The following is a 19724-nucleotide window of genomic DNA, read 5'->3' on the forward strand; positions in this document are numbered from 1 at the left end:
TTTACGAATGCGTACGGGAGATTAGGCGCTTACGATACATAATGTATTATTCTTTATCAAAGTAATAATTTTTACCATTTATTTTTTTTACATTTATTAGTTGTTGCTTTCCTAGAACTTTGCTACACCAATTTGATACTTTTTGCCAAGTACAACCTACGGCATCGCCAATTTCAGTTGCTGACATAGCCTCTGCTTCATTTAGACTACCGATCAGTCCTAAAATTTTCACTTCAACTTCCGTATAATTTCCCTCTGTAATTGGAACTTCTCTGTGAATAATTTCAATTAATTTCTCGTCACATTCGAAACATCTCTTTACTCTTGCTTGCGCAACTTCCTCTTCTTTATATATTTTTTTACACTTAGGGCGTAAGCGCTAAATAATCGACCGGATAGCAATGAATCGGATTTTATGAGATACTTCAGATACTTGGAGTAATTCACTTCATATCCGGATCTTGGATTTACAAAAGTTGCGATTTCACTTCATATCTACCGTTGCTTTTGTTGTACCTGATTACTCCAAAGTCTAACTTCTTAACTTTACAGGAGATGAATCAAATGAGTACAGCTTCAATCTCGCAGGATCACTGGTTAGAACTGATCAGCCAGTGCAGATCCAGCGGACTTACGGATCGTCAGTGGTGTATTCAGAACGGAATCCCTACCAGCACGTTTTATTACCACGTAAAGGCTTTGCGAAAGAAAGCCTGTGAGATTCCGGAAACTTCTGTTGCTGCCACACAGAAACAGGAGGTGGTCCAGATCCCGCTTTGGGAAACAGAATCACATCCGGATACCGTTCCGGTTTCTTCACCATCGGTCTGCCTCGAAATGCAGGGGATCCGTATCGAAATCCATGAACAGGCCGGGGCAGATGTGATCCGTAATACACTGCTTGCCCTGCGGCAACTTTGTTAGGCGAGCTGTCCGGTGTGGCAAAATTTTTCCTGGTGACAGGCTACACCGACATGCGCAAGAGCATCGACGGGTTAATGGCAATCGTCCGGGACACCTATGAATTGGATCCATACAGTAACTCCCTGTTCCTTTTCTGTGGGAGACGCTGCGACCGGATCAAGGCGCTTCATTTTGAAAAGGATGGATTCTGCCTCTATTATAAACGTTTGGATAACGGTCGGTTTCAATGGCCCAGGGATTCTTCCGAAGTAAGAAACCTTACCCGCCAGGAATACCGATGGTTACTGGAAGGGCTGTCTATTGATCAGCCTAAGGCGATCCGCCCGGCCAGGAAGAAGGATTTTTGATCTTTGTGCAAAAGGGAGAAATTTTTTCCTGCTCTTATAGGCTGATAAAAAAACTGCGGATGACTTATCCACATGATAATGGGACAGTTAAAAGCCCCGGTGGTGGATAACAGGCTCTATTTCTCACTGGATTGTCATTTATATGTGGAAACCATAAATTTTTTCCCAGGTAACTACCTGTAAAATCCGTCCGTTATCCACATTTTCTTTTCGTTAAAATGACGGTGGCAGTACTGCGGGAAATTCGCCTTTTTGCTGAGTTTCCGGTATAATAGGAACCAGTAAAAAGAAAGGTGGTCCCTTCATGCCGCAGTCAGAAATGGAAGCGCTCCTGCAGCTTCAGAAAGAGACAATTGAATCCCTAAGGCAGCTTGTAGAGAGCCAGCGTCTTACCATTGAACAGATGTCCAAAAGCCACGAGGAGCAGACCGCACAGCTAAACCAGACGATTGCAAATCTTAATGAAACAGTCGAATATCTGAAGAAAAAGCTGTTTGCGTCATCCAGTGAAAAATCAAACAAGGATGTATTTCCAGGGCAGATAAATCTGTTCAATGAGGCAGAAGCTGCCGCGGATCCATCGGTTCCGGAACCAACTCTGGAAGAAGCCGTCCGTGGTTATAACCGCCAGGCAAGGAAACCGAAGGCTGCCAGGGAAGAGATCCTGGCAGGACTGCCGGTGATCGAAGTCCCATGTACAGTGCCGGACGAGGACAGGAACTGCCCCTACTGCAATACTCCGATGGAAGTCATCGGGAAAAAGGTTGTCCGTGAGGAACTGCGGATTACCCCTGCAAAAGTGGAACGGATCCAGTATGTCCAGGAAGTCCTTGGCTGTCCAGAATGCAAGAAAGACGGCGCTTCCGTTATCGTTGGAGCTGAAACACCAAGCCCGCTGCTGAAGCACAGCCTTGCGTCTCCTTCCACGGTTGCTTACGTGATGTACCAGAAATATGTGAACAGCATCCCGTTATACCGCCAGGAAGCGGACTGGAAACAGCTTGGAGTGAAGCTTTCCAGGGCGACACTGGCGAACTGGGTCATCAAATGCGGCATAGATTATATGGAGCCGGTGTATGAACAGCTTCACCGGCATCTGCTGAAGAGGGACATCATCCATGCAGATGAAACACCCTGCCAGGTACTGAAGGAGGAAGGGAAAACGGCACAGTCCAAGTCCTATATGTGGCTGTATGGCTCCGGAAATGACGGGCTGCCGCCGATCCGTCTGTATGATTACCAGCCCAGCCGGGGCGGATATCATGCGGAAGAATTCCTGAAAGGATTCTCCGGATACCTTACCTGTGATGGCTTCAACGGCTACAATAAGCTGAAGGATGTCATCCGCTGCGGCTGCCTTGCCCATATGAGACGGTACTGGCATGATGCACTTCCCGGGAAATCGAAGAAATCCCCGGATAAGACTCCGGCAGAGATTGGTTTCGATTACTGCAACCAGTTATTCGAACTGGAAAAGGAGTATGCGGATCTGGATGCCGATACACGGAAAGCCAAGCGCCTTGAGACGGAGCCTGCCATATGGGAGGCTTACTGGTCATGGCTTGAAACCGTGAACCCAGCTGGCGGAAGCCGTCTGGCCAAAGCGGTGACCTATGCGAAAAACCAGAAGCCATATATGGAGAACTACCTGTTGGATGGGAGGTGCTCCATATCGAACAATATCGCAGAAAATATAGCCCGCCCCTATGCGGTAGGACGGAAAAATTTCCTGTTCCACGATACTGTAAAAGGCGCCCGTGCCAGTTCCATCATTTACAGTTTAGTAGAAACTGCAAAACTCAACAATCTGAACATCTACGCATATCTGGAGACCGTACTGCTCTATATGCCGGACTACAAAAATGAGCCCGAAGGTATAGAAGAGCTGATGCCCTGGTCTGACATGATACAGCAGAGCTGTCAGATCAAAAACAAACATTGAAGTTGGAGCAGTTTGTTTCAACTATAGTAGAACACTTAGCAAAAGTCTAGCCGGTTTATTATTTAGCGCTTACCTTAGGGCATTGGTAACTCTTTAATTGTTCATCAACAAAATAGCAATCGTACTGTGCGATTATACCATTATATATAAATCTGGCTGCTGTAAACTCATCTTTCTCTTCTGCAAATAATATATTATTTTCTATACATATACCATAATCAATAGAAAATAATAAGTAATTGCCTCCATATTTTGACGCTCTACTTTCTTCTAAAAAATGGATTAGAAAATTTTCACAAAAATTATTCATATACTTTTTTCTTAAGGGATCTAGCATAAAATGGCTTGATGGCCTTGGATCTTTTTTATTTTTATTTTTTTCGGTCAAAGCTTGATGTAATATACTATTCCACATATCCATATAGAATGCAGGAATAATTTTTTTCTTTATTGCTCCTTGAAATTGGCTAAAATATATTTTTCTTGTTTCTTGAATACCAACATTTATATCACTAATTGTTATATTTGTTCTTTTTCCATTCAATTCCATTTGACTTAATGCGTTCTGCAAAATTATACCAATAGTTCGAGGTACACCCATTGCCTCTCTAGTTATTCTCGAGATAATCTCATTACTCTTTTCACTAAATACTTCACTTATTGAGATATCTGGACAAAACGAACATAATCTTTTGTTTATTAATGAGGTTGTGAAATCCTCAAGCTGTTTCATCGCCGCAACTATTCCACCATATTTTTCTACAAAATCGTTCAAATCTAAGAAAATAGGAAATAAGTCTCTACCAATAATGATCTTTTCACCAAAATCATATCTATCTGTAATCGTTCCCACTTTAAAGAATATATTATTCTTTGAACCTAATAATTTCTTTATTAATTCAGAAAATTCTTTTTGTTCAACATCAGACAAATCAGAAAATTCATCTATAAATACATATATGGAATCAATTTTACTAGCCCTTCGTATTGCTCCCAATGCACTTAATAATTCTTGTACATTAAAATTAGTCGTTTCTGATATACTTTTTACAAGTTCTGTCTCATATTCGTCTTCCAAATTTATATTTACACCCATTTTTTCTGTAGATACATTTGAAGCAATACCATCTTTTTGTCTTTCTTTTTGAGTAAGTTCTTGTGCGGTGATCTCACGTTTAATAGTAATCCCTTCAATTAAAGCTTGGGCAATAAAATCAAATTCTTCCATTTTAGAAGTATTTTCTTTAAAAATTTTCATTTTAGACTGCTCAAATATAATAGCCAACTGTTCTTTTAATTCTTTTACAAGATACTTAATAAAATTGTGCTCAATATTTTTTTCATCATTTTGTTCAAAGATATCTTTACATTGGCTCAAATCAATATATAAGGGTAAAACCTTCTTATTTTCGAATATCATGCTTTTTCCAGGTGTTTTTGTAGAAACAGTTTTTAAACACTCATAATAGCAACGCATTAAAAGTGCTGTTTTTCCAGTTCCTCTTCTCCCACTAATAAAGCTGTCCTGATCTTGTAAAACTTTTGGGACATTATTAAAATAGTCCACATAGTAACTTTCTAAAGTCGTTAATTGATTGATATCGGATATGGATATATAATCAGTCCTTAATATAGTTTGAAATGCCTTTCTTAAATTTTGTATTTTTTCACTTTTATTCATATCATTGTTCTCTTTCCGTATTTTATTATTATTTTTTCGTAATGTTATTTATGTATAATAATTGCTTATTTTATTTTATCCTATTATTTCAAGTTTTGCAATTTATAATTTAATTTTGTTTTACTTAACTTTCCCAGCGGATATCTGCTAACAGGATAGAAATTTACTCATTCCAGAACCGTGTATTTGGTGAATGCGATTGCTGTGTGACTAACAATTGTGCCATAACTGCTGCTTTGGAATTCAGGAAATGGAAAAGATTTTTCTCCTGCAATACTCGCAACAGCAAAAACTGGGATAACTCATAGGCAGAGATTTTATGGGATTTGGAATATTTGATTCCATGGGGAGATTCCCAATCCGAAGTTTTTCACTGATAAATGAATCCCTTGAATTTTGTTCTTTCTTATAGAAAATAAGAATACAGTGTGATACAATTTTATAATAAGAGAAAAGGTAAAAAAGAGTTTTAATGCGAGGACTATATTATGCAGGAAACTATAAAAAAAGAAGATATAAGCATAAGTTATATATCAGTATTATGTGCCTACGCAGATGTAGCGTATGAGATTATTCGCCATGATGATGATAGTACGGATGGAATTTTAAGAAAAACTATTGAATTGGGTAATAATCAAAAATTTATTTCTGAATTGAGAATACAATTAAAATGTACATCCTCAGTATCTCAATATATAGACAATGGTGATACAATAACATATAAGTTGAAAGTAAAAAATTATAATGATTTATGTACTCCATCAACAACGCCTATAATATTAGGACTTTTAATTTTGCCGCCGGAAAAGAATGAATGGGTAAAATGGAGTCCGGAAGAATTATTGATTAAAGGATGTATGTATTGGAATGAATTCTCAAATAACACAAGTTCTAATAATACTGGGACGATAAATGTTAAATTTGACAAGAAAAATGTTGTGAACTCAGAAACGCTTTGTGACATGCTGGAAAAGATAGCAAGGGAGGGAAGTCTATGATTTATTCAATAAATTTTTTAGAAATGACTAATAAAATTAATCCGCTTGCTTTTTCAAAATATCTAAGAGACACAGGATGGAATGTATTTCCAAGGAAAAGGACAGATATAAAAATATTTCAATTGCAGACAGATTTTGATTTTTTTCAGGTTACTATTCCCATGGATAAAGGTTTAAGTGACTATAAAGACGCAATGTACAAAGCGGTGGAAACCGTAGCTTTAGCTGAACACAAATCTGTTGAACAAGTAATGTTATATTTATTAAATCCAAGTGCTGATATTTTAAAAATACGGCTAGAGAAAAGAGAAGTTGAACCGGGAAATATATTGTTTGATGATGCAATACGATTGTATGAAAATGCAAAAAAATTATTGGCTGCAACAGCATTAGATATACTTCATCCGAAGAAATATCATCAAGGACGTATAGATGATTCTGTTTTAAAATTTCTTTCAAATTGCCGATTTGGCCAGACAGAAATTGGAAGTTATATTGTATCAGTAGTTTGTCCTTTTGCTGAGTTGGATGAAAATTCCAAATATAAACAGCTTAGCATTTTTTCTGATGAAGAGCAATGTGCCGATTCTTTAACAAGAAAAGTAACAACCCGCATTATCAATAATATAGTAGAAATTAAAAATCAGATTGATAATGGAGATATAGATAAACTGACGTCAAATAAACAAGAGGAGACGATTATCAGTGCTAATTTTTATGAAGCATTGAACGGCCTTAATCTGGATTCAGAAGGAACAGATATTGAATTTATAGCAGAATGGTCACCTATTGTAAAAAATGTATCCTGCTCACAAAACAAAATAGAACTTTCTCATGATTATTACCAGCCAATAGAATCTGTGATTACTAGATTAAAGGAAAAACGAAATAAATCAAGTAGAATTGTTGGAAGAGTAAAAAAATTAGAATCATCGCCGGATCTCGAGAAAAGAGAGATGGGAAAAATCACTCTTGTATATTTAGGGGAGGATGATAGAAAAAGAACAGTTACTGCAAAATTAGAAAAAGATGATTATGGAAGAGCCATAGAAGCTCATGCTTTAGGGAGTTATGTTGAAATTGAAGGAGAATTGACGAGCGGGAGAAATGCAACTATCACATGTGATTCTTTCACAATTATTACTTAAGAAACTTTTGTTGTTAAATTTATTTCTGATTTAGGAGTATTTTGTAAAGTATAATGAATTCCTGTATTGATAAGAAAGATAAAATATAAGAGGACAATAAATAAATGCGACCCCCAACCGATAATATCACCACGCTGCAAAAGCAGATCAATGATTTACAGTTAGAAAATCAAATATTGAAACACATTCTGCAGCGTTCCGGTATTTCTTACGTCCAGGAACTGAAACGTATGCGGGAATCCGGGGATGCTGAGGGATATGATTCCAATCAGGGTGCCCGTATTATTTATCCAAAACAGATTACGGAGGAAATGGCGAATCTTTTTTACGCCAGGTTCTGGGGACGGCAGGATGTTTATGCCAAAAGAAGTGAGAAGAAAGGCACGGGAGAGGCGGGATATTATACGCAGTGCTACAATTTTTGGAAAGAGGTCTGTCCAAAAAAGCATCGTCAGAAAATGAACTGTAAGGACTGTCCGTATCAGGCATATAGACAATTAAAAAAAGAGGATATACTCGCTCATTTGCAGGGAAAATCCTATAATGGCTCTGATGTGATAGGAGTGTATCCGCTGTTGAAGAATGGAACGTGTCGTTTTCTTGTATATGATTTTGATAATCATGATAAGGGAGCCGAAAAACGGGATTTTGCCAATACAGATGATGCATGGATAGAAGAAGTGGAGGCCATGCGGACCATATGTATTTTAAATGGAATAGATTCTTTGGTAGAACGCTCCAGATCCGGCAGGGGTGCGCATTTGTGGATCTTTTTTGACAGTCCGATTTCGGCGGCGCTGGCACGAAGATTCGGTTTTGCCTTATTGGAAAGAGGTGCGGAACAGATAAATCTCAAGTCGTTTAAATATTATGACCGGATGCTGCCGATGCAGGATTCTCTTCCGGAAGGCGGGCTGGGCAATTTGATTGCGCTACCTTTGCAGGGGAGAGCTCTGCGGGAAGGAAACAGTGCGTTTGTGGACAGCAGCTGGAATGCTTATCCGAATCAGTGGGAAGTGTTGTGGAGCAAGCCGCGGCTGTCCGCTGAGTTTATGGAGGCAAAAATAAAAGAGTGGGAGATTTCGAATGTTTATGAGGCGTCTGATCAGGGATATGGGGGCTCTGATCACAGAGAAAATGCAGAAGAACGTGAAAAGCCATGGAGAAAAGAGGTCATTTTTAAACGTGAAAATGTGAACGGCAAAATGAGTATTACTCTTTCTAACGGTATTTACATAGACAACTTAAATTTGAAACCGGCGATTCAGAATCAGATTAGAAGGCTTGCGGCCATGAGGAATCCGCTTTTCTATAAAAATCAGGCGATGGGGATGTCGAATTTTGACACTTCCCAGTGGATTTATCTGGGTCAGGATCATCTGAGCGGTTATATTGAGATTCCCAGAGGCCTGTATGACAAATTGATAGACAAAATACAGGAAGCGGACATTTCTTATGAGATAAACGATGAACGGCAGGCCGGCAGACCAATTAATGTCACATTTAAAGGGCAGCTGAGGGAAGAACAGAAACCGGCGCTGGCCGAAATGATAAAATACGATAATGGCATTTTGCATGCGGCTACAGCGTTCGGGAAAACAGTTCTCTGTGCGGCGCTTATTGGAGAGAAAAAAGTAAATACGCTGATTGTCCTTGAGTCATCGGCGTTGCTTGACCAGTGGAAGGAAGCGTTGAGGGAATTCCTTGACATAGATGAAGAATTTCCGGAATATAAAACGAAAACCGGACGCGTCAGAGTCCGGAAAAGCTTGATAGGGAAGCTGCAGGGTGCACATGATTCCATGACGGGTATTATTGATATCGCCATGGCTGGTTCTTTGCGCAAAAAAGGAGAATGGCATCCGCTGTTGGAACAGTATGGAATGGTAATCGTGGATGAGTGTCACCATGCGGCATCTGATACCATTGCAAATGTACTGAAAAATGTAAAGGCAAAGTATGTATACGGCGTGACGGCAACGCCAAAGAGGGCAGATGGTCTGGAAAAGATAAACTATATGTTAATAGGGCCGATCCGATATAGTTATACAGCAAAAGAAAAGGCAAAAGCACAGGGAATACCGCATTTGGTATACCCGAGATTTACAAGAGTGGTTCCGCCGAGAGGACTAAAGGAGGAAATGCATCCAAATGAAGCATATGAAATTCTCCGGAATAATGAGATAAGGGATGAACAGATTCTGGAAGATGTAAGAAAATGCATTGATGCGGGAAGAACTCCGATAATCTTATCGAGATATAAAGACCATTCAGAGCGGCTGTATGAGAGAGTGAAAAAATATGCGGACAAGGTTTTTCTCATGACAGGAAAAAACTCAAAAAAAGAACACAGATATATCCGGGATCAATTGCAGAAAACGGCCCAAAATGAAACGCTGGCATTGGTCGCTACGGGCAGCCTTGTTGGCGAGGGATTTGATTTCCCACGCCTTGATACACTTATCATGGCGACGCCGGTTTCTTTTCGGAGTGTGGTGGAACAGTATGCAGGGCGGCTGAACCGGGATTATGAAGGAAAAAGAAATGTGATTATTTGCGATTATATTGACAGTCATATTCCGATGTTTGACAAAATGTATGCGAAACGGCTGAAGGCATACCGCCAGATTGGATACGAAATCTGGAGCGGTCTGCACTGTGAAAAACAAAGTGCCAACGCTATTTTTGACGGTGAAAATTTTAAAGAAATATTTGAAAAAGATTTATTGGAAGCAGATAAGAGGATTGTGATATCGAGTCCGGTTATCAGCGGAGCGAAAGTTTACGAACTCATAGATATGCTGAAAGAAAAACAGATTTTTGGAGTAGAAATAACAATCGTTACCTGGGCGCCGGATAATTACGGATTTGGCGATGCTTCTTTCTGGATGCAGCTCCATGAAGAAATGTGGCAGGAAGGATTTTTTATAAAAACGACAGAAGAATCCTGCGAGAATTTTGCGATCATAGACGAGGAAATAGTATGGTATGGTAATGTTCATTTGCTGGGAAAAGAAAAAATAGAAGACAGCATCATGCGTATAAGAGATAAAGAAATCGCGGCGGAGTTGATGGAATTAACATTTGGCCAGGATGAATAGTAATAACCAGAATACCAATATAATAAAATAAGAAATTGAAGAAAGGAGCAGTGTTTATGCTGCTCCTTCCCTGCGCTTAATTCCCTAAACTCTCTGCAGGATTAAGCTCCCAATTGTCTGCGTGTTGCGCCTCCAATGGCAGTAGAATTTTTTATTTCCTACTCCTCCACCCCGTCAATCAGATAAACATAGGACACCTGGAATATCTCCGCGATGGCTTTTATTTCCAGGTCGGAGACGTAGCGTTTGTTGGTCTCGATGCGGGTGATGACGTTTTTGTCCATGTCATAGCCGGCCAGCTGCAGTTTGTTGGCTAAGTCGCGCTGGGACATGTGATGTTTTTGACGTAGCTTTACGAGACGTTTGCTGATTAAGTTTTTTTCGCCGGATTCGGTTCGTGGTTTAGGCATATCTGCATTCCTCCTGTGTACAATAGTTTTGGTTCGTTTTTTGAACCTTCTGGTTTGATTGTAGTAAGAGGAAAAGATGGGGGCGGTTGTGAAAATGAGACAAAGAAAATTAATTTTTAATTTTTGTTTTTTTTAGAATAGTGGAAAGTATTGCTGCCTGCGGCAGCGGATGTGGATAGATCAACATTTACGTAGATCTATTTGAGATGTTTATTATTCAGATTGCATTTTTGATAATAAGGAAACAAGAAAGGCCCTCCATGATGTATGACAGTATCATGGAAGACCTTTTTATCAATCATATATTATATTTACAGAAATTCTCTGCCGATTTAAATGTACTGGGATTGGTGAAGCATCCGGTTTATTCTTCTGATAATGTAAAACCGGCGATGCGTGCCAGCTCCCGTATGGAGTCGCGGGAGACTTTTTTTCCTTTATATTCAACCAGATCCTCGCATTGTCCTGTGAAAATATCGCTTGGATTGTATTTTTTAATGATAATTTTGTCGTCTTCGGTAAAAATTTCTAAAGGTTCTCTGTCGCCGATGTCAAAACTTTTGCGAAGTTCCATCGGTAAAGTAATTCTGCCTAATGAATCCAACTTTCTGACAATTCCTGTACTTTGCATATATTCTCTCTCCTGTTTATCTTTCAGCATGTGTTTTCAAGTCACCCTTAGCATAACATAAAAAACAGTAAAGTCAACCAGAAGATGTAAATACTTTTGATAAATGTATAAAATTACAAATTTTTCCATTGATGGAGAGGAGGATCACTCCTCCTCCCCATCGATCAGATAAACGTAAGACACCTGGAATATTTCCGCAATGGCTTTTAGTTCCAGATCGGAGACATAGCGTTTGTTGGTCTCGATGCGGGTGATGACGTTTTTGTCCATGTCGTAGCCGGCCAGCTGCAGTTTGTTGGCCAGGTCGCGCTGGGACATGTGGTGCTCCTGGCGGAGCTTGGCCAGGCGTTTGCTGATCAGATTTTTTTCACCGGATTCCGTTCTCGGTTTGGGCATTTTCTGTGTTCCTCCTGTGTAAAATAGTCTGGCTCAGTTTTTGAACCGATGGTTCGATTGTAGTAAGAGGAGGGAATGAAACCGGTTGTGAAAGTGAGACGAAAAAGAAATTAATTTCGTGTGGATTTCTTGTGACATAAATAAGAATCTTTTTGTGTTTGCGGCTCTGAATCGGCTCTTTCTGCAACACTTCTGTTACAATTTTTATTTTCTCCGTAATGAAAAATAATATTTCTGTTATGGCAATTTTGCAGGGGAGAAACTATAATAAACGCATCTGAGGGCGAGATGCTCTCGAATATGACAACAGGAGGAGATTCATTATGAAGAGAAAGATTATGGCATTATTGACAGCGATGATGTTGATAGTATCTGCAGTGCCGGTTCATGCGGCTGCGGCGAATGTCACGAAGAAGATGAGCGGTGACCGTGATTTGAAGCAGGTTTCTGAGATGTTTGCCGCTTATACTACAGCGATGAATCTCAGCGGCAATATTTCAGGCGGACAGGTTGAGATTCCGCTGAACGGAGCGAATCAGTTATCAATCGGCGCGTTTGTGCGTTACAACTATAAAGATGATTTTGGATTTACTGCCAGAGAGTTAAAAAGAGAGACAAAGGATCTGTTCGGCAAGGCTGCAAAGGTCAATGTCCTCAAGAAGACAGGCCAGGAAGATATGCTTGTATGCGCTGCAGACAGCAGTTTCGCAAATGATCCGTACATGTACTGCGGCGGAGATTTCAGCGATTGTATTCCTCAGTATAAGATTAAAAAGGTTGTTCAGATTAAGAAGAATCTGTATCGGGTTGAGATTCAGAATAAGATGGGTATCTACGGAGAGAATGGTTCCGAGGATATGGGCAGCACCGTTCTCAAGGTAAAGAAAGATAAAGATTCTGCATACGGATATGTGGTAAAAGAAGTCTCTTATAAAAAGTAAAGTAAATAGCAGGATGTGTGCCAGAAGGCCGCCGGAATGTAAGTCCCGGCGGCCTTCTGTGTTTTGGCTTTTCTTTACTCGTAATCCTCCTTCCATACTTCGGTTCGCAGGCTGTGTATCAGACTGCTCACTTCCTCCGGAGGGAGAATGCAGAGAAGCCGGCAGATGGTTCTGCCGCTGAAGCCGCTTTTTCCCTTTTCCTGTTCCCAGTAGCTTCGCGGTGAAATGTTAAGTTTTTCCGCCATGCGTTCCTGAGAATAAGAATTCTCCATACGGTATTCATAAAGTTTCCTGCTGATAAGAAGATTAAGATCCTTATCTGATTTTTTCATTTGTATCCCTTCCTTTCAAATAAAATTTTTCTGTTAAGTGGGGGGTAAGAAAATATTATCTGTCGGGAAGAAAACTTGTTACGATTTACACCTCAGTATTGGTTTTATTATTTAAAAATATATCATATTTTAATATAAAAATTGCCACTTATGGTTAGGTATTTGTCATTACGAGGACATTTTTTTGTTTTTTTGTGAAAAGGGTGATGAATCCGCATATCAAATGCAGCCAATGGTTCCTGGGAGTCATGAGTTCCGGAGAGCGTACCATTTGAGAAATGTACATAAAATGCAGGAAAAGTGGTAATATTTGCAGTTGAAAAAAGTAGAAATGCCTGATATTATTGAAATCGTGGGTTATATGTCGTTATATAATGCACGAATTATATATAAAATGAATGAAAATGTGCAGAAGACTTCGCAGAAGAAGGATCTGTGCTGATAAATATGAGGAAACAGGGCAGAGGATAAAAGTATGAAAAAAGAGTCAGAAAGCAGAAGAGAGAGGGAAAGAATCTCTGGCCGCAAAAAATCAACGGTAAAAAAGATACATATCCAACACTGGAAGGTGATTACCTTCTATCTTGTTATATTCGACATTATCGCAATTAATTTTTCTTATTTTCTGGGACTGTGGCTGCGTTTTGACGCACGCTACTCCAATATACCGCCGGAATATTTCCATTCATTCCTGGTTTTTAGTCCTTTTTACACGATATTCGTCCTGGCGGTCTTTTTTGTGCTGCGTTTATATAAGAGTATCTGGCGTTTTGCCAGCTTCAGTGAACTGAACAGGATCTTTGCCGCGTCTGTGATCACCTCCGTGGTTCATACGGCCGGGATTACACTGTTTGTACAGCGGATGCCGATTTCCTATTATATGATCGGAGCGGTAACGCAGTTTGTGCTGGTCACAGGAGTCCGTTTCTCTTATCGCTACATCACGCTGCTGCGCAGCCGCCGCGAGAACAACATGCGGGCGAAGCACAACGTCATGGTCATCGGCGCCGGCGCCGCCGGACAGGTGATCTTAAAGGAATTAAAGAACTCCGGTCAGCTGGACACAAAGCCGCGCTGCGTCATTGACGACAATCCGAACAAATGGAACCGTTTTATGGAAGGTGTTCCGATCGTCGGCGGCCGGGAATCCATCCTGAAGGCCGTGCACAAGTATGACATCGACCAGATTCTTTTCGCCATCCCGACGGCTTCACCGCAGGACCGAAAGGATATTCTCAACATTTGCAAGGAGACACGCTGCCAGTTAAAGAGTCTCCCGGGCGTTTACCAGCTGGCCAACGGCGACGTTTCCCTGAGCAAGATGAAGGCTGTAGCCGTGGAAGATCTGCTGGGCCGTGACCCGATCAAGGTCAATATGGACGAGATTTTCCAGTACCTGAAAGGGAAAGTCATCCTGGTCACAGGCGGAGGCGGTTCCATCGGCAGCGAGCTCTGCCGCCAGATTGCCGCCCATGAGCCAAAGCAGCTGATCATCTTTGACATTTACGAAAACAACGCTTACGACATCGAGCAGGAATTAAAACGAAAATATAAAGACCTGAACCTGGTGGTGCTCATCGGCTCCGTCCGCGACAGCCGCCGCATCAACATGGTTTTTGAACAGTACAAACCGGACATCGTCTACCATGCGGCCGCCCACAAGCACGTGCCGCTCATGGAGACCAGTCCGAACGAAGCCATCAAGAACAACGTCATCGGCACCTACAAGACGGCCTACGCCGCCTTAAAGCACGGCGCGCAGCGCTTTGTCCTCATCAGCACCGACAAAGCCGTGAACCCGACCAACATCATGGGCGCCAGCAAGCGTCTCTGCGAGATGGTCATCCAGAGCATGGACGCCGTCAGCAAAGAAGGCCGCATCGACCTGCTGCCGTTCATCCACGCCCATAAGGACAAACAGATTGACGGGCAGGTTGCTTATGACCCGATGGACCATATGGCCGTATACGGCGGCGCAGGGGCCTCAGAACGGGGCTCTTCAAACGGAGCCGCCCGGGATGCCGGAGAATCCGCAGATTCTGCCGCGACTGCCCGGGAAAACAGCGCAGCGGCAGCACAGACAGCCGCCGCAGGACGGAAATCCGGTCTCCGCATTGAGAGCGTCAAAAACCAGGACAGAACGGGCACCCAGTTCGTAGCCGTCCGCTTTGGAAATGTACTGGGTAGCAATGGCTCCGTCATCCCGCTCTTCAAAAAACAGATTGAAGCCGGCGGCCCGGTGACCGTCACCCATCCGGACATCGTCCGCTACTTCATGACCATACCGGAAGCTGTCAGCCTCGTGCTGCAGGCCGGCACCTACGCCTGGGGCGGCGAGATCTTCGTCCTCGACATGGGCGAACCAGTCAAGATCGACACCCTGGCCCGCAACCTGATCAAGCTGTCCGGCTATGAGCCGGACACCGAGATACCGATCGTCTACACGGGCTTGCGCAGCGGCGAGAAACTCTACGAAGAGAAACTGATGGCCGAAGAAGGCCTCAAAAAGACCGACAACGAACTCATCCATATCGGCAAGCCGATTCCGTTCGACACCGAGCAGTTCCTCCGCGACCTGGAAGAGCTGGCCAAGGCCAGCTATGAAAACAGCGGCGATATCGTAAAACTGGTGGAGCGTATCGTGCCGACCTTCCACCCGGTAGGCAAGAACCCGACCGGCGAGGAACGCCCGCTTCCAAAGAAAGCGCAGAAAGAAACAAGCGCATCAATTGGAGAGGCTGTTTATGCCGGCCCGCAGAAAGCGCAGGCAGTGGCAGCGGTAACGAATGGGTGAGGGAATTATCTGGAAAATGTGACGACAAAATGTACATAAACGCACATCGGTGATATAATGTACCATGTTGGCCAATGCATTTTCTCAGAAGCAAAAAGAGGAACCGAAAATGGAATTTCAGGCATTTAAAAATAAAATATGGCTTTCTTCCCCTACCATGCACGGAGAAGAATTAAAATATGTAACAGAAGCCTACGAAACCAACTGGATGTCCACAGTGGGCGCCAACATCAACGAAATTGAGCGCATCGTGTGTGAAAAGCTGGGCTGCGGCCACGCAGTGGCTTTATCCGCAGGCACAGCGTCTTTGCACATGGCAGTGAAGCTGGCGGGAGAGCAAATATATGGACAGACACAGTTGGGAAAAGGGGCATTGGCCGGGCACCGGGTGTTTTGTTCTGATATGACCTTCGATGCCACGGTGAATCCTGTAGTTTACGAAGGCGGTGTTCCGGTATTCATTGATACGGAGTATGACACATGGAATATGGATCCGGCCGCACTTGAGAAAGCTTTCGAAATGTACCCGGATGTAAAAGTGGTTGTTCTTGTGCATCTCTACGGCGTTCCAGCTAAAATCGATGAAATCAGAGCTATCTGCGATAAACATGGATCGATTCTCATTGAGGACGCAGCAGAATCCATGGGAGCCACCTATAAAGGCAGGCAGACAGGAACCTTTGGAGAATATAACTGTATCAGCTTTAATGGTAATAAAATCATTACAGGAAGCAGCGGCGGTATGCTGCTGACTGATGATGAGGAAGCGGCCAATAAAGTTCGTAAATGGTCAACTCAGAGCAGAGAAAACGCCCCGTGGTACCAGCACGAAGAGCTGGGCTATAACTACCGCATGAGTAATGTGATTGCCGGTGTAGTTCGCGGGCAGCTGCCACATCTGGAAGAGCATATCGCACAGAAAAAAGCAATATATATGCGATATAAGGAAGGATTCAAAGACCTGCCAGTATCCATGAACCCATACGACGCGGAAAACAGCGAGCCGAACTTCTGGCTGTCCTGTATGCTGATTGATGAGGACGCCATGTGCCGCCAGGTGAGAAGCGAAACCGAGGCTATATATATCAGCGAGAAAGGAAAGACTTGCCCGACGGAAATCCTTGAGACGCTGGCAAAATATAATGCAGAAGGCCGTCCTATCTGGAAGCCGATGCATATGCAGCCTATTTATCGAATGAATGCTTTTGTGACCCGAGAAGGAAATGGAAGAGCAAAGACGAATGCTTACGTCGGTGGAAGAGCAGTTGGCAAAGATGGAAAGCCGCTGGATGTGGGAATGGATATCTTTGACAGAGGCCTGTGTCTGCCGAGTGATAATAAGATGACGGCGGGGGAGCAAGACAGAATAATTGAGATTATAAAGAGATGTTTTGAATAAATTAGAACTGATACTATAGAAATACAGTAAATGTACTGTAGAGACACAGAACTGCATAATAGAGGAGCAATGAAGAAATGATGAAGGAGTACTTCAAAATAAATGCAAGTAGATATGTGGAAGATAAGGCATTTGATGTCTTAAGGCCTGCCTCATTGAGTATACCAAAAGATAATGCGGTCATGTTTATTATTGAGAGTCGTATCAATGAGGCAGCAGTATTTATGAAATGCGAAAACTGTCTTATCTTCTGGCCGAAGGATGTGGATACACCGGGTGGGTTGGAAGCTCGTCACGCTGTATGTAAGGTTGAAAATCCGCACAGGGAATACTGTAGGTTCTTTTATGATAACAAAATCACGTATCTCCCTCCTGTTGAGGACTATGAGGTTATTAATGGAGCATATATCTGCAAAGGTGCAAAGATTGGAGAAAATTGTCGTATCCTTCCTGGAGCATATATTAGTGGGGAGACAGAGATAGGAGATAATGTTTATATCGGTTCCGGTGCAAGGTTGATCGGAGAAATTCATGTAGGAAACAACGTGGTTATCAAGGAAAACACAGTCATAGGTGCAGATGGTCTTTCTACAGACCGGGATGAAAGCGGAAAAGCTCTTACCATGCCGCAGTTCGGTGGAGTTGTTCTGGAAGATGATGTGCAGATTGGAGCATTGACTGTGATTGCTCGTGGAGCTATAGATAACACAACTATAAAGAGAGGAAGCAAGGTGGATAACAGTAGCTTTATTTCTCATAATGTGATCATTGGAGAAGATACCTTTGTGGTTGGAGAGACGATCATGTTTGGAAGTTCTTCGACAGGAGACAAAGCTTATATCTCTGGAAATGCAACGGTGCGGGATGGACGACATATAGGTTCTGGGGCTATAGTTGGCATGGGAGCTGTTGTCGTAAAAAATGTAAGTGACGGATGTGTCGTGAAAGGTAATCCGGCAAAGTAATTTAGGGAGTAGATGATATAGGTGGATTCATTGCCAGTTGTTAAGAAAAATATATATACAAAGTATATAAAAAGATTAATAGATATTCTTCTCAGCGGAATAGCTATTATCATATTAAGTCCGTTATTTATAATGATTGCTCTTTTAGAACTGATTATACATGGAAGACCAGTATTATATTCCCAAGAGAGGCCTGGACTTCATGGAAAGATCTTTAAAGTCTATAAGTTTCGTTCTATGACAAATGAAACAGATGAGAATGGTGAATTGTTATCAGAGGATAAAAGGGCTACAAAATTTGGGAAATTTATTCGTAGGCTATCACTTGATGAATTGCCAGAATTGTTTTGTATTTTTATCGGTACAATGAGTATTATTGGGCCGCGACCGCTTTTAGTTAAATATCTTCCACTTTATACAAAGCGGCATATGATGCGGCATGAGGTAAGACCAGGTTTTGCATGTGTACCATTGAAAACAATGAAAACATGGACATGGAATGATCAATTTGAAAACGATATTTGGTACATAGAAAATTGCAGTTTCTTGGTGGATTTGAAAATGATTTTTGCAGTCTTGCGGGAAGCAATAATTGGAGCAGAATATAGGGTTGCAGGAAATAGGGAAGAATTTACTGGTGATAATTTATATTCTGATGCGAAGGCAGGTGAAGGTATATGAATGTTTTGGTAATAGCTCCACATCCAGATGATGAAGTTTTGGGGTGCGGTGGAACAATTGCAAAACATGTATCTATGGGAGACAGTGTTTATGTTTGTATCGTAACAAAAGGGTATGAGCCATTATTTTCACAAGATTCTGTAGAAAAAGTAATGGGTGAATGCAAGAAAGCGGATGCATTGCTTGGTGTCAAGGAGACGATTTTCCTTGATTTTCCTGCAGTAATGATGGAAGAAGTACCGCGTTATAAATTGAATGATGCATTTATGAAAACCATTCAGGATATAAAACCTGAAATAGTGTATCTTCCACATCGTGGAGATATGCAGCTGGATCACAAAATGACAGTTGATGCCGCAATGGTTGCATTACGGCCAAAGTATGAGCATAAGGTAAAGAAAATATATGCTTATGAAACGTTATCGGAAACAGGATGGGATATACCCAATATGGTAAATGATTTTATTCCTAATGTCTATAACGATATTAGTGAATTTGTGGATAAGAAATTAGATGCTTTAAAAAAATTTACGACACAGTTGGCTGAGTTCCCGAATCCACGTTCATTAGAGACAGTTGAGGCATTGGCAAAATTCAGAGGAAATACAGTTAGCATCCCTTATGCTGAAGCATTTATGCTGTTGCGTGAGGTCAAGGCAGGGAGAAGAATCAATGAATAGACAGGCGCTTTACAGATTGTGTCATACGATAAGGTTATGGATGATTCCGAGTAGTGTAAAACGAGCAAAATACATAAAAGAACATCGCATTTTTCATGAAATTGGAAACGGCTGTACGATTATGGAAAGAAAAATTCCACTATATCCAAATTTGATTTCTATAGGAAATAATGTGCATTTGGCTTCTAAGGTCTTTTTAATTCCACATGATGCAATTCACCTATGTTTGAATGGTAGGGGAGACTGTCCGAAAACTCGGATAATCCGATTTGAAAAAATATAGGTTGATACGCTTTTATAAGTGTTCAATATAAAAAGAATTGTACATTGAAAACTGAATAAAGTACACAGAAA

At 41.6% G+C, this 19724-nt stretch carries 18 protein-coding genes; 12 read left to right on the plus strand and 6 right to left on the minus strand.

Going from position 1 to position 19724, the window contains the following annotated elements; all coding sequences use genetic code 11:
• Positions 1–46: 46 nt before the first annotated feature.
• A complete protein-coding gene (locus tag B5F87_RS17375) occupies positions 47–232 on the minus strand; it encodes a hypothetical protein (RefSeq protein ID WP_087283321.1) in 186 nt (61 codons plus the stop codon).
• 332 nt (positions 233–564) lie between these two features.
• Between B5F87_RS17375 and B5F87_RS17380 the strand changes: the two genes are divergently transcribed.
• The 3 genes from B5F87_RS17380 (at position 565) to B5F87_RS17390 (ending at position 3213) form a co-directional block, all read left to right on the plus strand.
• Positions 565–924 carry an IS66 family insertion sequence element accessory protein TnpB gene (locus tag B5F87_RS17380; protein ID WP_242964561.1) on the plus strand — a complete coding sequence of 120 codons (360 nt, stop codon included), beginning with the start codon at positions 565–567 and terminating at the stop codon, positions 922–924.
• Between the two features lie 14 nt (positions 925–938).
• Positions 939–1271: an IS66 family insertion sequence element accessory protein TnpB gene (gene tnpB, locus B5F87_RS17385; protein ID WP_087203335.1), complete on the plus strand. Its 333-nt coding sequence runs from the start codon at positions 939–941 to the stop codon at positions 1269–1271.
• 304 nt (positions 1272–1575) lie between these two features.
• Positions 1576–3213, plus strand: a complete 1638-nt coding sequence (locus B5F87_RS17390) for an IS66 family transposase (protein ID WP_242964563.1) — start codon at positions 1576–1578, stop codon at positions 3211–3213.
• A 58-nt stretch (positions 3214–3271) separates the two neighbouring features.
• Here the strand turns inward: B5F87_RS17390 and B5F87_RS17395 are convergent, their stop codons facing one another.
• Entirely contained in the window at positions 3272–4894 is a 1623-nt protein-coding gene (locus B5F87_RS17395) for a hypothetical protein (RefSeq protein ID WP_087283324.1), read from the minus strand.
• Between the two features lie 488 nt (positions 4895–5382).
• Here B5F87_RS17395 and B5F87_RS17400 point away from each other — a divergent pair, with 488 nt between their 5' ends.
• The 3 genes from B5F87_RS17400 (at position 5383) to B5F87_RS17410 (ending at position 10141) form a co-directional block, all read left to right on the plus strand.
• Positions 5383–5892, plus strand: coding sequence for a DUF4365 domain-containing protein (locus tag B5F87_RS17400; protein ID WP_087283326.1), 510 nt, complete (start codon positions 5383–5385; stop codon positions 5890–5892).
• Positions 5889–7040 (plus strand): hypothetical protein, encoded by a 1152-nt coding sequence (locus tag B5F87_RS17405; RefSeq protein WP_087283327.1) that lies wholly within the window; start codon positions 5889–5891, stop codon positions 7038–7040. The genes B5F87_RS17400 and B5F87_RS17405 overlap by 4 nt, the downstream gene beginning before the upstream one ends.
• Before the next feature lie 104 nt (positions 7041–7144).
• Positions 7145–10141 (plus strand): DEAD/DEAH box helicase family protein, encoded by a 2997-nt coding sequence (locus B5F87_RS17410; RefSeq protein ID WP_087283329.1) that lies wholly within the window; start codon positions 7145–7147, stop codon positions 10139–10141.
• Between the two features lie 158 nt (positions 10142–10299).
• Here B5F87_RS17410 and B5F87_RS17415 read toward each other — a convergent pair whose 3' ends face one another.
• The 3 genes from B5F87_RS17415 to B5F87_RS17425 all read right to left on the minus strand — a co-directional run bounded on the left by B5F87_RS17415 (position 10300) and on the right by B5F87_RS17425 (position 11578).
• Positions 10300–10551 (minus strand): helix-turn-helix transcriptional regulator, encoded by a 252-nt coding sequence (locus B5F87_RS17415; RefSeq protein ID WP_087283331.1) that lies wholly within the window; start codon positions 10549–10551, stop codon positions 10300–10302.
• 364 nt (positions 10552–10915) lie between these two features.
• Positions 10916–11182 (minus strand): AbrB/MazE/SpoVT family DNA-binding domain-containing protein, encoded by a 267-nt coding sequence (locus B5F87_RS17420; RefSeq protein WP_087283333.1) that lies wholly within the window; start codon positions 11180–11182, stop codon positions 10916–10918.
• Between the two features lie 144 nt (positions 11183–11326).
• On the minus strand, positions 11327–11578 hold the full coding sequence (locus B5F87_RS17425; RefSeq protein ID WP_087283335.1) for a helix-turn-helix transcriptional regulator: 252 nt from the start codon (positions 11576–11578) through the stop codon (positions 11327–11329).
• A 323-nt stretch (positions 11579–11901) separates the two neighbouring features.
• Here B5F87_RS17425 and B5F87_RS17430 point away from each other — a divergent pair, with 323 nt between their 5' ends.
• On the plus strand, positions 11902–12519 hold the full coding sequence (locus B5F87_RS17430; RefSeq protein ID WP_087283337.1) for a hypothetical protein: 618 nt from the start codon (positions 11902–11904) through the stop codon (positions 12517–12519).
• A 74-nt stretch (positions 12520–12593) separates the two neighbouring features.
• On the opposite strand, the gene B5F87_RS17435 is transcribed toward B5F87_RS17430, so the two are convergent.
• Positions 12594–12851, minus strand: a complete 258-nt coding sequence (locus B5F87_RS17435; protein WP_087283339.1) for a helix-turn-helix transcriptional regulator — start codon at positions 12849–12851, stop codon at positions 12594–12596.
• A gap of 475 nt (positions 12852–13326) precedes the next feature.
• Here B5F87_RS17435 and B5F87_RS17440 point away from each other — a divergent pair, with 475 nt between their 5' ends.
• The 5 genes from B5F87_RS17440 (at position 13327) to B5F87_RS17460 (ending at position 19370) form a co-directional block, all read left to right on the plus strand.
• Positions 13327–15645 (plus strand): nucleoside-diphosphate sugar epimerase/dehydratase, encoded by a 2319-nt coding sequence (locus B5F87_RS17440; RefSeq protein WP_087283341.1) that lies wholly within the window; start codon positions 13327–13329, stop codon positions 15643–15645.
• Between the two features lie 109 nt (positions 15646–15754).
• Entirely contained in the window at positions 15755–17044 is a 1290-nt protein-coding gene (locus B5F87_RS17445; RefSeq protein WP_087283343.1) for a DegT/DnrJ/EryC1/StrS family aminotransferase, read from the plus strand.
• Between the two features lie 77 nt (positions 17045–17121).
• Positions 17122–18009 (plus strand): UDP-3-O-(3-hydroxymyristoyl)glucosamine N-acyltransferase, encoded by an 888-nt coding sequence (locus B5F87_RS17450; RefSeq protein WP_087283345.1) that lies wholly within the window; start codon positions 17122–17124, stop codon positions 18007–18009.
• A 30-nt stretch (positions 18010–18039) separates the two neighbouring features.
• Entirely contained in the window at positions 18040–18690 is a 651-nt protein-coding gene (locus tag B5F87_RS17455; protein ID WP_158097088.1) for a sugar transferase, read from the plus strand.
• Positions 18687–19370, plus strand: coding sequence for a PIG-L deacetylase family protein (locus B5F87_RS17460; RefSeq protein WP_087283349.1), 684 nt, complete (start codon positions 18687–18689; stop codon positions 19368–19370). Before B5F87_RS17455 ends, B5F87_RS17460 begins: the two co-directional genes overlap by 4 nt.
• The last annotated feature ends 354 nt before the right edge of the window (positions 19371–19724 follow it).

It is taken from the genome of Eubacterium sp. An3, assembly GCF_002159465.1.
Lineage (GTDB): Bacteria > Bacillota > Clostridia > Lachnospirales > Lachnospiraceae > Anaerobutyricum > Anaerobutyricum stercoris.

Bases quoted from the DNA above. Each gene is read 5' to 3' on its own strand.
- B5F87_RS17380 (WP_242964561.1), top strand. From the start codon at position 565: ATGAGTACAGCTTCAATCTCGCAGGATCACTGGTTAGAACTGATCAGC.
- B5F87_RS17390 (WP_242964563.1), top strand. From the start codon at position 1,576: ATGCCGCAGTCAGAAATGGAAGCGCTCCTGCAGCTTCAGAAAGAGACA.
- B5F87_RS17395 (WP_087283324.1), bottom strand. From the start codon at position 4,894: ATGAATAAAAGTGAAAAAATACAAAATTTAAGAAAGGCATTTCAAACT.
- B5F87_RS17400 (WP_087283326.1), top strand. From the start codon at position 5,383: ATGCAGGAAACTATAAAAAAAGAAGATATAAGCATAAGTTATATATCA.
- B5F87_RS17405 (WP_087283327.1), top strand. From the start codon at position 5,889: ATGATTTATTCAATAAATTTTTTAGAAATGACTAATAAAATTAATCCG.
- B5F87_RS17410 (WP_087283329.1), top strand. From the start codon at position 7,145: ATGCGACCCCCAACCGATAATATCACCACGCTGCAAAAGCAGATCAAT.
- B5F87_RS17415 (WP_087283331.1), bottom strand. From the start codon at position 10,551: ATGCCTAAACCACGAACCGAATCCGGCGAAAAAAACTTAATCAGCAAA.
- B5F87_RS17420 (WP_087283333.1), bottom strand. From the start codon at position 11,182: ATGCAAAGTACAGGAATTGTCAGAAAGTTGGATTCATTAGGCAGAATT.
- B5F87_RS17425 (WP_087283335.1), bottom strand. From the start codon at position 11,578: ATGCCCAAACCGAGAACGGAATCCGGTGAAAAAAATCTGATCAGCAAA.
- B5F87_RS17430 (WP_087283337.1), top strand. From the start codon at position 11,902: ATGAAGAGAAAGATTATGGCATTATTGACAGCGATGATGTTGATAGTA.
- B5F87_RS17435 (WP_087283339.1), bottom strand. From the start codon at position 12,851: ATGAAAAAATCAGATAAGGATCTTAATCTTCTTATCAGCAGGAAACTT.
- B5F87_RS17440 (WP_087283341.1), top strand. From the start codon at position 13,327: ATGAAAAAAGAGTCAGAAAGCAGAAGAGAGAGGGAAAGAATCTCTGGC.
- B5F87_RS17445 (WP_087283343.1), top strand. From the start codon at position 15,755: ATGGAATTTCAGGCATTTAAAAATAAAATATGGCTTTCTTCCCCTACC.
- B5F87_RS17450 (WP_087283345.1), top strand. From the start codon at position 17,122: ATGATGAAGGAGTACTTCAAAATAAATGCAAGTAGATATGTGGAAGAT.
- B5F87_RS17460 (WP_087283349.1), top strand. From the start codon at position 18,687: ATGAATGTTTTGGTAATAGCTCCACATCCAGATGATGAAGTTTTGGGG.